22 protein-coding genes are annotated in these 10319 nt (G+C 64.7%); 15 read left to right on the top strand and 7 right to left on the bottom strand.

Annotated elements, in window-relative coordinates; all coding sequences use genetic code 11:
• Positions 1-277: 277 nt before the first annotated feature.
• The 8 genes from MKK84_RS28445 (at position 278) to MKK84_RS28410 (ending at position 3510) form a co-directional block, all read left to right on the top strand.
• On the top strand, positions 278-442 hold the full coding sequence (locus tag MKK84_RS28445; RefSeq protein WP_313899378.1) for a hypothetical protein: 165 nt from the start codon (positions 278-280) through the stop codon (positions 440-442).
• Positions 439-765, top strand: a complete 327-nt coding sequence (locus MKK84_RS28440; RefSeq protein WP_243925403.1) for a hypothetical protein — start codon at positions 439-441, stop codon at positions 763-765. Before MKK84_RS28445 ends, MKK84_RS28440 begins: the two co-directional genes overlap by 4 nt.
• Complete coding sequence (locus MKK84_RS28435) at positions 762-1019, top strand: hypothetical protein (protein ID WP_243925401.1); 258 nt, start codon at positions 762-764, stop codon at positions 1017-1019. Before MKK84_RS28440 ends, MKK84_RS28435 begins: the two co-directional genes overlap by 4 nt.
• 460 nt (positions 1020-1479) lie before the next feature.
• Positions 1480-1734: a hypothetical protein gene (locus tag MKK84_RS28430; RefSeq protein WP_243925399.1), complete on the top strand. Its 255-nt coding sequence runs from the start codon at positions 1480-1482 to the stop codon at positions 1732-1734.
• Positions 1731-1997, top strand: coding sequence for a helix-turn-helix transcriptional regulator (locus MKK84_RS28425; protein WP_313899377.1), 267 nt, complete (start codon positions 1731-1733; stop codon positions 1995-1997). The genes MKK84_RS28430 and MKK84_RS28425 overlap by 4 nt, the downstream gene beginning before the upstream one ends.
• 86 nt (positions 1998-2083) lie before the next feature.
• Positions 2084-2527, top strand: a complete 444-nt coding sequence (locus MKK84_RS28420; RefSeq protein ID WP_243925398.1) for a DMT family transporter — start codon at positions 2084-2086, stop codon at positions 2525-2527.
• 92 nt (positions 2528-2619) lie between these two features.
• On the top strand, positions 2620-2790 hold the full coding sequence (locus tag MKK84_RS28415; RefSeq protein WP_243925396.1) for a hypothetical protein: 171 nt from the start codon (positions 2620-2622) through the stop codon (positions 2788-2790).
• Between the two features lie 498 nt (positions 2791-3288).
• Positions 3289-3510, top strand: a complete 222-nt coding sequence (locus MKK84_RS28410; RefSeq protein WP_243925394.1) for a hypothetical protein — start codon at positions 3289-3291, stop codon at positions 3508-3510.
• Between the two features lie 22 nt (positions 3511-3532).
• On the opposite strand, the gene MKK84_RS28405 is transcribed toward MKK84_RS28410, so the two are convergent.
• Complete coding sequence (locus MKK84_RS28405; protein ID WP_243925392.1) at positions 3533-3736, bottom strand: hypothetical protein; 204 nt, start codon at positions 3734-3736, stop codon at positions 3533-3535.
• A complete protein-coding gene (locus MKK84_RS28400; RefSeq protein WP_243925390.1) occupies positions 3736-4038 on the bottom strand; it encodes a heme utilization protein in 303 nt (100 codons plus the stop codon). The genes MKK84_RS28405 and MKK84_RS28400 overlap by 1 nt, the downstream gene beginning before the upstream one ends.
• Positions 4039-4302: 264 nt before the next feature.
• Between MKK84_RS28400 and MKK84_RS28395 the strand changes: the two genes are divergently transcribed.
• Positions 4303-4860 (top strand): sigma-70 family RNA polymerase sigma factor, encoded by a 558-nt coding sequence (locus MKK84_RS28395; RefSeq protein ID WP_243925389.1) that lies wholly within the window; start codon positions 4303-4305, stop codon positions 4858-4860.
• Positions 4857-5555 (top strand): anti-sigma factor domain-containing protein, encoded by a 699-nt coding sequence (locus MKK84_RS28390; protein ID WP_243925387.1) that lies wholly within the window; start codon positions 4857-4859, stop codon positions 5553-5555. The genes MKK84_RS28395 and MKK84_RS28390 overlap by 4 nt, the downstream gene beginning before the upstream one ends.
• Before the next feature lie 45 nt (positions 5556-5600).
• Here the strand turns inward: MKK84_RS28390 and MKK84_RS28385 are convergent, their stop codons facing one another.
• Together MKK84_RS28385 and MKK84_RS28380 are read right to left on the bottom strand one after the other, a co-directional pair.
• Entirely contained in the window at positions 5601-6263 is a 663-nt protein-coding gene (locus MKK84_RS28385) for a ferritin-like domain-containing protein (protein WP_243925385.1), read from the bottom strand.
• Between the two features lie 53 nt (positions 6264-6316).
• Positions 6317-6976 carry a ferritin-like domain-containing protein gene (locus MKK84_RS28380; RefSeq protein WP_243925383.1) on the bottom strand — a complete coding sequence of 220 codons (660 nt, stop codon included), beginning with the start codon at positions 6974-6976 and terminating at the stop codon, positions 6317-6319.
• 358 nt (positions 6977-7334) lie between these two features.
• Between MKK84_RS28380 and MKK84_RS28375 the strand changes: the two genes are divergently transcribed.
• From MKK84_RS28375 to MKK84_RS28355, 5 genes are all read left to right on the top strand, one after another.
• On the top strand, positions 7335-7568 hold the full coding sequence (locus MKK84_RS28375) for a hypothetical protein (protein ID WP_243925382.1): 234 nt from the start codon (positions 7335-7337) through the stop codon (positions 7566-7568).
• A gap of 574 nt (positions 7569-8142) precedes the next feature.
• Positions 8143-8382 (top strand): hypothetical protein, encoded by a 240-nt coding sequence (locus MKK84_RS28370; RefSeq protein WP_243925380.1) that lies wholly within the window; start codon positions 8143-8145, stop codon positions 8380-8382.
• Positions 8383-8465: 83 nt separating this feature from the next.
• Positions 8466-8684, top strand: coding sequence for a hypothetical protein (locus MKK84_RS28365; protein ID WP_243925378.1), 219 nt, complete (start codon positions 8466-8468; stop codon positions 8682-8684).
• A gap of 9 nt (positions 8685-8693) precedes the next feature.
• Positions 8694-8876, top strand: coding sequence for an Rmf/CrpP fold protein (locus tag MKK84_RS28360; RefSeq protein WP_243925376.1), 183 nt, complete (start codon positions 8694-8696; stop codon positions 8874-8876).
• A 184-nt stretch (positions 8877-9060) separates the two neighbouring features.
• Complete coding sequence (locus MKK84_RS28355) at positions 9061-9303, top strand: DUF6894 family protein (RefSeq protein WP_243925374.1); 243 nt, start codon at positions 9061-9063, stop codon at positions 9301-9303.
• Between the two features lie 125 nt (positions 9304-9428).
• Here the strand turns inward: MKK84_RS28355 and MKK84_RS28350 are convergent, their stop codons facing one another.
• The 3 genes from MKK84_RS28350 to MKK84_RS28340 form a co-directional block, all read right to left on the bottom strand.
• Positions 9429-9659 carry a hypothetical protein gene (locus MKK84_RS28350; protein WP_243925372.1) on the bottom strand — a complete coding sequence of 77 codons (231 nt, stop codon included), beginning with the start codon at positions 9657-9659 and terminating at the stop codon, positions 9429-9431.
• Positions 9660-9703: 44 nt separating this feature from the next.
• Entirely contained in the window at positions 9704-9982 is a 279-nt protein-coding gene (locus tag MKK84_RS28345) for a DUF6894 family protein (RefSeq protein WP_243925371.1), read from the bottom strand.
• The coding region (locus tag MKK84_RS28340) for a Crp/Fnr family transcriptional regulator (RefSeq protein WP_243925369.1) at positions 9982-10319 on the bottom strand (338 nt) is incomplete at its 5' end. The genes MKK84_RS28345 and MKK84_RS28340, both read right to left, overlap by 1 nt.

The following is a 10319-nucleotide window of genomic DNA, read 5'->3' as shown; positions in this document are numbered from 1 at the left end:
CACCAGAGGTGTTCATGCCAGCCTTCACCGCTTGGCCGGCTGCGCTCGCCCGACCAGCTCCGCCGGCCAAGCTAACCGTGGTGGAGCGGCCTACTGCGCACTAACTTTAACCTTGGACCACCCTGTGGGGGCCGATCAGTTGCCGTCAAGCTCAAAATGGTTATGATAGCAAAATCATTTGTTGCTGGGTCAAACAATGCTCACTACGGGGAACCAGCTTAAGGCTGCGCGCGCTCTTGCCGGCGTGGAGCAACTGGCCCTAGCCGAAGCGTCAGGGGTGAGCATCGGGACCATCCGCAACATGGAAGCATGCGGCGCTGACACGCTGAAAAGCGGCCTGAAAACCATCTCGGGCGTGCAACGAGCCCTTGAGGCCGAAGGCGTCGAGTTCCTGAACCACGGTGAGCCGGGCGTGAAGCTGCGTCGGAAGGATCCGGCGTGACAATCGAGGCCGCATCTCCGGAGCGCCTCTCCGAGGTCCGCCGCCTTACGGAAGCGCTGATCGATCAGGTGCTTGAAGCGCAGATCGTGGGCCGCCCGGTTCCGCAAAAGCAGAGTGAGGCGCTAATCAAGGCCGCCTTCTTCCTGCGCGAGTGCAACCTGCCGTGGTGGCCGATGCTCGCCCAAGCGCTGCATGGCTTGGGCCGGCAAGCTGACGAGACGTTGCCCGAGACTCCTGCCGTTGATGCTACGCTGGACGACATCGACCCGCAGGGCCTGCCCCGCTTCCTCACTGCGTTCTGGAAAGAGAAGGGGCAGCAGTGACCTACACCGTCGAGCAACTGGCACCCGGGAGCTACGACGTGCTGCTTGACGGCGTGGTGATCGCAGCCCTGGTTCGAGTCGTCTCCCGTACCGGGCCAAGCAATACGTGGCAGGTCGAGTTGCTGAACGAGTTGCCAGCGACCGAGCGGCCGGTGCCGTTCACATCCCAATGGCGGACCTTCGAGTCGCGTCCAGCCGCCCTCGAATGGCTCAGTGTCGAAGAGGCAGACACTGAAGCCGAGCCGAATGGATGAACGCGATTAAGGGCCGTGTCTTGGCGATCGCTGTGGCTCTCGTGCTCGTGAGTGTCGAACGTGCTCTTGAGACTGCGGGCCTGGAGTACGCCTTAGAGGACTGCGCCATTGCGGCGGTTACAGCAGCCGTGATCGTAACGGTAGTGGACTGCACGCTATGACCGCCGGCCTGGAATTCATCCTCAAGAACGGCAGCGTGGCCGGGATCCGCTCCCGGGAGCGTAGGGCCGAGGGGTGATCTCGAAGCGCCTCGTGACGATTGGCGTAGCCATCGTCTTCGTCGGCGCATTGCGAGCGTTGGAGGCTGCTGGCGTAGGGGATGCCTTCAAGGATTGTGTGGTCGCAGCCGTCGTCGCGACTCTTCTGACTTGGGCTGCCGCGCCATGATCGCCAGCGTGGATTTCACTCCGGAGAACGGCTGCAGGGCTGGGACCGGGTTCCGCAAACCGGAGGCGTAGCCATGGCGACGCAGGTCTATCGCCTCACCTTCGTCCTCCGCTTGACCGGCTCGGACGCGGGCACGACACAGCAGGCCGTAACGATTGCGGCCCCATCAATGGACGAAGCTCTGGAGCTGGCGCAGTTCTACCGGGCCGGCCTGCCGAGCGACGCTATCGCTTCCGCCAGGCTCATCGATATGGCCGGCGAGGTGATCTGGTCGGAGCAGGACAGCAACGCGTCGGACGGAGTGACGCTCCGGAAGGACCAGCCGTGACCTACGCCGTCCAGCAGCTCGCCTCAGCGCTCCACCCCGTTCAGCTCAGGATGGCGCGGGTCGCGCTTGGCCTCACCGCCCGGCAAGCGGCTGACGTCACTGGGGTCTCACGCAACACCATCTCGAGGATTGAGGCGGGAGAGGTGCTGAAACCGTCCACGATCCAGAAGGTTCGCGCCGCCCTCGAAGCCGCGGGCCTGGAGTTCATCCCCGAGAACGGCGGCGGGGCCGGGATCCGGTTCCGGGAGCGGAAGAGTCCATAGCGTCAGGACGACATGCCCCCGGTATTCTTGAGACGGCCTGATCGACGCTGCCCTAGTTAGAGATCTCACCGATTGAGATCTCAGCCATGTGGTACCTCTACGGCTTCGTGCTGCTCGCTGGCGTCGCCAACGCCGTCCAGGCAGGGCAGAACGGGGCCCTCTCCAAGGGCTTGGACGGGTCGCTGACTGCGGGTCTAGTCGTGGTCACCGGCACCGCCACCTGCATCCTCGTGGTCGGCCTGCTCTCCGGCAAACTCGCATGGCCGACTGCGGCTCAAGCCCTGGAGATGCCCTGGTGGGCATGGCTCGGCGGGATCCTCGGCGGCTGCATCATCCTGGCGCAGTTTCTGGTCGCCCGTCAGATTGGCGCTGCACCATTCCTCGGCCTTCTCGTCACCGCGGGCGTGGTCACCTCGATCGTGCTGGACAATTTCGGCTGGGTCGGTTTCGAGCGGCACCCGGCCAGCGTCTGGCGGATCCTCGGAGGCTTCCTGATGGTGGCCGGGGTGGCACTCGTCGCGCTGCTCTGATCGCTGCTGCCCTCCAAGCCGCCCAGCGTCATCTCCGTCGAGATGAACGGCTAGGGGCCCTAGAACCAGTTCGCTGCGGCAGGAGAAAACCCATGCTAAGTCCGTTGGAGGCCTTGCGAAAGCTGCGCGAGAAAATGGCGCTGGACCGCCGCAAATTGGTGGATCAGCAGGAGAGTATCCAGAACGTACAGGCCGAGATCGAGGCGATTGATAAAGCTATCGTGGACGAGGAAGCTATGCAGAGCCGCGTTGATCCCGACTGAAGAAGCTTCAGCGCAACAAGAAGCCCGCGCCGGCGAACCGGGCGGGCTGATATGGGCCTACAAACGAAGGCTACTTACCGCTGGGAGCCGCGCCGCTACCTGTCGCGCCGTTACCGGTGCTGCTGTCACCTGCAGGTGCGCCTGAAGTCGTGGTGTTGCTGGTGCCCGACTGGGCTGCAGCCATCCCGGCGCTGCCAGCGACAAGCGCGAGGGCAAGAAGGGCAGACTGAACGCTTCGGCTGGTCATGGTACTCTCAGGTCACGATAAGCCGGTCCACGCCGGCATGGCCTGACCAACGGGGCCTTCATGCCGACGTTCCTATTTTAAGCCTGGTGATAGAGTCACGCCCCACCCTCCGCCTTCGCCATCTGCCGCCCGTGGTTGTGCACGATGCCACGAAAGAGATTGCCACCGGTGGGATCGCCGACGTCCCCCGCCAGCCCGTGATCAGATCGGGCGGCGGGGCTAATGCTGTTGGCCGGAGGGGCGTAACCACCATGCCGACACCGTCCGAGGCGCATTTTCGGGGCCTGCTCGCCCAGACGGAACAGGATCTCGCCGAGGCCGGCCAGCGTCGTGAGCATCAAGCCAGCATCGTCGCTGGCCTTCACGAGGGCACGGAGACCCGAGCCGCCGCAGTGAGGGTTCTGGGCGAACTCGACCAGACCATCGCGTTCGTTAGCGCGAACCGAGATCTGATCCAGCACATCCTGGACTAGCTGGCCTCAACCGGTCGGGCTGCTACGCCGACGCCTCGATCATGCGCGTGCGCGCCTCGATCACACGCTCCTCGTCCGTCCGCATCAGCATGTCGGCGACGACCTTCTCGACGATCCCCCGCGCGGCCGCTTCGTCCAGCCCGACGCCGCGTGCGAACCCGTCGAGGCGGCGCATCATGTGCTGGACTGCGGCACGCTCGTGTGTGGCTTCGGGATCGTCGCTCATCAGCTTGCCCGCTTGGCACTCCAGCTGCCGCTGCACTCCACGAGGCCGCCTGATGTGCGCCAGGTACCGCTGCCGCTGCCCTTCGCGGTCAAGCTGCCGGCGATCGGCACCTTGTTCGAGCCCTGGGTGATCGTAGCCTGCACGGCGCCACCGGCGGAGACGCCGCCATCGATGTCGATTTCCTCACCGGGGATCGAGGCGTCGCTGTCTTTGATCTGCACGTGATAGCTCGTGCTGGCCGAGCACGGGCCCGCAGCCGTGGTGGCGACGATGGTCCACGAGCCGTCGTACTGGTTCGGCACGCGCACCTTCTTCGTCGCGGCATTTGCTGGGCTGAGAGCGCCTACCGTTAGGGCAGCCGCAAGGATCAAGAGAGGGGTACGTGCCACAACAAGCCCCGGCGATAGCGCCGCCGAGATTGACCACGCCCCCGAAGAACGGAGGTATCGGCTCAATAGTTTCAGCGACCGCCCAACTCGCAATCCGGTCGGTACGCGGTTTGAAATTAGGGTCTGGAAGGGTACGAGGCATCCTGAGCAGCCGCGCATAGAAGCTGAGTGCTGGAATTGGCCGACGACGATGCACTGCGGGGGCTACTCGCTGAGGTCGGCCGCGGCGATGCCGCAGCGCTCGCCCGGCTCTACGACCTAACCAGCCCGAAACTCTTCGGCGTCATCCTGCGTATCCAAAAGGACCGTGGCTTGGCCGAGGACGTTCTGCAGGACGTGTACTTGCGGGTTTGGCAGGCGGCCGGAAGCTATGATCCTGCAACCGGGCGTCCGCTGACTTGGCTATGCATCATCGCTCGCAACCGGGCGATCGACGTTCTGCGCCGGAAAGACACGGCCGAGGTACAGGGTCCTTCGGAGGACTACGGCGAGGATTGGGTAGCGCGACTGATGGACCCGCACGACGACGCGACGGCGTTCATGTACCGGGACGCGCTTAGCACCTGCCTAAGCCAGCTCGAGCCGATGCACCGTGATTGCGTGGTGCTAGCCTACTGCGAGGGGCATTCCAGGGAGGAACTCGCCCTGCGCCACAACAGACCCGTCAACACGATCAAGACGTGGTTACACCGGGCGCTCGCGTCCCTGCGGACTTGCTTGGAGACGGTAGCGTGAGCGGCCCAGGCAATCCTGATCCTGGACCGGATCCTGACCTGCGCGCCGCCGAGTACGCGCTTGGCACGCTCGACACGCTGGAGCGGGCGGAGATGGAACGGGAAATCGCCGTCGATCTCGGCACGGCGATCCGGGTGCGGGACTGGGAGCGGCGGCTGGCACCGCTGCTCGATGCTGTCCCGCCCGTCGCGCCGTCGCCGCGAGTACGCGCGGCATTGCTTCAATCCTTACCCGGCCCTCTCCCCGGACCATCGGATCAGCTTGCCGCCTTGCGCAGGCAGGTGCGGCGCTGGCGGATTACGGCGGCCGGAGCCGGGCTGCTGGCGGCTGGGCTCGCGCTGTTCGTGGCGGTAGGATTGCGTCAGGAGCCGGAGCGCGGCCGCTACCTCGCGGTGGTGCAGGGCGGCGGGGCGCTACCGGCGCTGATCGTGCGCGTTGATACCCACACCGGCACAGCGCAGGTGCGGCCGGTCGGTGCCGAAGCTCCTGCTGGCCGGAACTTGCAGCTTTGGTATGTCGGCGCTGCGGGACCGAAGCCACTCGGCCTTGTAGGCGCCACTCCGAGCCGGGTGAAGCTGCCGCCAGGGGCATCGCCGGACGGCGCGATCGCTGTCTCGGTCGAGCCGCCTGGCGGCTCCCCAACCGGGCAGCCGACCGGGCCGGTGGTCTACACGGGCAAACTCATCCCCGAGTAGAGGCGAGAGGCGCGGTTGATGCCGTGCCACCGGCGTGTGGTGCCTTCAGGCGCCTCCGGCCAAGAAAGGCGCAGCAGCAGCCAGCACCGCCGCTTTGGTAAGCGGCGCGTCGAAGGCTCCATCCCAACCGACGAAGCCGCGCACCCGCCGCACCTCGGCGGCGTGTCGCGCCTCGACGGAATGGATCTGCAGCGCTGTCGTCAGCACCGGCGTTCCCTGCAGGTTGCCGGCCTGCCCCTTGTACGCCGCCACGCCGAGATCCTCGAACGTGCTCGACAGCGTCGTGAACGTGTCGAAGTTCGCGAACACGTCCGGGTACTTGCCCTTGGCCGTGAAGTCGAAAGCCGGCGGCGGGATGGCGGCACCGCCGAGCGCGCCCTGCAGCAGCCGCACGTGCTCGGCCTCGTGCCGGGCGAGCTGCGTGAACACGGCTCGATAGCGTGCCGGGATTAGGCGAGGCGTGGCCAGCGCGGTGCGGTAGAACTCCGCTTCCAGGTACTCCAGGGTGAGGGCGAAACGGAGCACGTCGACGACTTGCCCCGGCAGGCCCTGGGCGAAGACCTCGGTGGAAGCAACCGCCAGCAACGTTGGTGCGCTGGCGAGCGCCCCGAGCGTACCGGCGGCGCGGCTGAATAGGTCCCGGCGTGACGTCATCCGGGCGGCGAGATCGGGGTCGAGGGTCCCGATCAGCGTGGGAGCTGCGGACATGGATACAGTCATGGCGGCGTCCTCTGTGGCGGCGGCGAGTGTCGGCTGGGCGATCACGGCAGCTGGCTCGCACTGACGGGGGTGAGGACGAACGGCACCACCTTGGGCAGCACCTGCGAGGGCACGAGCGCGCGATCGAGGCCGTTGCCGTCGACGATGTCGTTGCCGGCGAACGATGCGCTGTAGGGGTTGAGCATGTCACGGATCGTGGCAGCATGGCGTGCCTCGACCGAGACGATTGAGCCGGCTTTGGCCAAGAAGTCGGGGTTGCGCAGGAGCTGACCGGCGCCGTTATAGGCGGCCACCCCGAGATCCTCGAAGGTGCGGGCAGTGCCGAGCACACTCTGGCGGCTGGCGAAGTTGACCCGTCCGAAGTCGACCTGCAGGTCCGGGATTGCATTGCCGCCGAGCGCGGAGCGGAAGAACTCGCGGTGGGCGACCTCGTGGCTCTGGATGCCAGTAAGGCTCTGCTCGTCAGAGGGGTTGAAGCCCCGGTAGGGCTGCTGCAGCACCTGGGTGTAGAAGGCAGCCTCCAGCTGCTCCAGGGCATAGGCGTAGTTCAACACGGCGAAGTCGCCCTGGCCGAGGTCAACCGTACCGCCAGCGAGCGTGGCGCCGCGCTGGGCGAACGCCTGGCTGAGGTTCAGTTCCAGAAAGGCGGTCGATGCGACGAGGATGCCGGCTGACTTGAGGAACCGGCGGCGCGCGCGCACCGCAGATCCACACTCGGTCTCGTGATTCGAACTGGCTGGTCTGGTCACAGGGCCCCTCCCAAATTGCATCCACACCGTGGCGTGGGACGGAAGCTGCAACGTGGCGGTAAAGCTTGAATATAATGTAGATTATAAAATTACGGCAAAACCTACATCCGTCGAAATATTTCTTTCATCAGCACAAATTTCACCTGTTGCCTGAAACTTTCTCTAGATCGAGGCCGTAGAAGAAAGTTTTGGCTTATTCCGGACTGTCGCCCAACAGCGAAAAACCCTGCTCTTTTAGGAACTTGCGAAAGATTTCCAGGCTTGCCCGAGCAGTGCGGACGGGAAGTCCGTTCTTTGAAGGGGATCTCGCATGAAGAAGATGATGCTGACTCTAGCGGCTGCTACCTTGCTCGGCGGCTTAGCCCTCGGCGCCGGTTCCGCCGTGGCAGCTCCGATGTCCGTCAACAGCCTACAGGTCGACCAATCGGGCATCACGCAGGTGCAGATGATGCGTGGCGACCGCATGATGATGAAGAAGCGCATGATGCATAAGCGGATGATGCGCCGTCACATGATGAAGAAGCGGATGATGCATCGCATGTAAGGCACTCACCGCCAGCGTTGGGAGGGCTCCTGTTGTGAGCCCTTCCACCATCTACCGCTCTGCCTGATCAATGAGGCCGACGCCTTGTCCCGCAGCTACAGGCTCGCGGCGGTGCCCTGTCCTTCTTACCCTGGGTGCTTCCGCTGGATCGTGTCGTCCTCAGATGGCCTTTTCTCCGAGCAATCGGCCTATCCTTACGCAACCAAGGCAGCGGCCATGATCGTAGGTCGGATCCGAATGGCCGATCTGAGCGCCGGCCGACCAGGGCCGGAACCGCGCTTCCGGCGGCAAGATTGACTATAATCCCCTGCGGTGACGGAGATGCCGAATGATGGCTAGCCCTGGCGTTCCCGATCCGGGCGGACCCGACCTACCCCCTCCCGGTGAGCCACCGCCGGCCGAACCCATGCCCGGCGACCCGCCGATGCCACAACCGCCCAACGATCCAGTACCCGGCGACCCGGTCGGACCAGACTTGGTGCCGGGGGATCCGATCGGTCCTGGCACCCTGATCTGACGGATCGGGAGCTAGCGACTTCCTGCGTGTCACCGTGAGAAGCACCGAGGGTGCGACATGCCCAATGAGGGCCATGCGCAGGAGAAGAAGGATCGCTGGGCTTGGAGAACTGCCAGCCTCATCATGGCTGGTGGCTTAGCCCTCCTGGGAGGGCTGGCCCTCTCCATCTTTGAGCATGCACCGAACTGGGTGCCGCTGACCGGAGCGACGCTCTTGGTCTGCTGCTACGCGGTGGCGGCGGCTCTCGCCGTTCGCCGCACGTGGTCCGTCTGGGCGGCCGTCCTGCGCGGCCCCTGATCAAAGCGGTCGATAAGGTCACGCTGAACCTCTGAAGTAGGCTGAGCGTTGTGGCGACAGGCAATACGCTAGGGACGTCCACTATGGACATTGAGCGCCTAGCTAAGACTGAGAACGCTCTAGCCGTCGCGGACCGCCTTTGGCGCGCCGAGATGCAACAGGCCTTCGGGCCGGACGCCGTGCTGCTCTACGGCTTCGGAGTCGACCATCAAGGCAACCCGGGAACGCAGTTACGCACGACCTTCGAGGCGAGGAAAAGCGCGATCGCGACGTGGCGGCACGCGCGACGTCTGGCAGATTGAGGAGCCCTCATGGACACGCGCCTGCCGGTAGGGCTCGAACCGATTGCTGAGGGCGCTCATGCGCGTGCGATCGGTCAACCAAAGGATGCGTGCCCCTATCCTACAGGCTCGGCTGAGCGAAATGCGTGGTTGGAGGGCTATGATGGAACACCATCCGAGGATGGACCTAACATCCCCATGCCGGAGGCCTAGTTTCGGGTCGATCGCTCAGCTTCGCAATCGCCCAGGAGTTTACCACGCTGCGAACTCGCGTCTCGCCTCACGCCTTTGCTGCGTGTCTGACACGGTCGGCACTCCGAACACAGATCTGTGATCCATGTTGAGGCGATGCATTTGCGCCGCTGCTATCACCGGTTGTGGGGGGCAGGAGATCAACATGCCCCGCTTCTTCTTCGACATCACAAATGGTGTCTCAACGATCGACGACACGGGAACGGAATTTCTCAACGCGCACGCTGCACGTGATGCGGCGATCAGAACCCTGCCGGACATCGCCCGCGATGAGATAGGTACACGCGGGAGCCACATGGTTTCGGTGCAGATGCGGGACGATTTCGGCCGCTACCTGTTCACGGCCTCCCTGAACCTCTCAGCGCGATGGCTGGTCGAAACGACTTGACCCGTATGACAATCCCGCTTCTGGCCACATGGCCCCTTTCTGCGCCCCGTAGCTGTTTCTCGCAGCGCTGAGCGCACACCTGTTGCTAGGTCCATGATCAGATCTGACGGTAGGGCCGAGCGGCTTCAGGAGATCGCCAGCGGATGCAGCGATGGCATGCCGGAGTAGGTATCAGGCTTGAGCGGGCAGCCACCGTGGGCTCTCCGGTGCGTCATCGACTTGCCGAAGCCGGGACCGCTGTAGGAGCCGTTGATCGACACGCGACCGTGGCAGGCCGGACAGCGCTTCACGGCCGTCGCATAGCGGCTCACCGCCTCGTCGAGGCTGACTGGTCGCCATCCGCTCTCGATCCTCACTTCGCAAGTTCGAGAGCACGACGCATCGGTGAGAGGCAGGCTCGTCACGTCGAAACAGCTTCATCCTCGGCGTTGCTGTCCTCCACATCCGGAACTGTGTCGCTGAACGGCACGGTGAGCACTGAGTGTCCCGCCGTGTCCACGATCTCGAAGGTGCAGGTGAACCAGTCCCGCACGCTGTACGAGCGTGTACGCGCGATCAGATCCCGCGCCGCCTCCAGCGCTCGTGACCGCGCCGCGTCCAGATGGGGTAGCTCCTCGCCCTCCGGATCGATCGCCAGCTTGTCCCGGCCGTAGTGCAGGTTGAGGAAGTAGCGCGGCATCAGGCACCCTCGATCAACCGCGCGTACTCGGCCTCGGGCGGGCCGTAGCTGCCATCGGCCACCGTCTCCAGAAGCTCGCGGTCGAGCACCGTGATGCGCCCGCGCCGAGCCTGGATGCAGCGGCCGCCTTCCAGGTTCTGCAACGCCAGCGTCACGCCAGAGCGCTGAACGCCGAGCATCATCGATAGGAACTCGTGCTTGACCCGCAGTTCGTCGCCGTCCACCCGGTCGTGGCACATCAGTAGCCAGCGCGCGAGGCGGGTCTCGATCGTGTAGGTGGCGTTGACGTAGGCGGTCTGGCGCACCTGCACGAACTCCACCTGCACGTACCGCAGCA

The sequence above is a fragment of the Methylobacterium sp. E-065 genome, assembly GCF_022829605.1.
Lineage (GTDB): Bacteria > Pseudomonadota > Alphaproteobacteria > Rhizobiales > Beijerinckiaceae > Methylobacterium.
The sequence above is the reverse complement of the archived record's forward strand: the minus strand, read 5'-3'. Positions and strand labels throughout refer to the sequence as shown.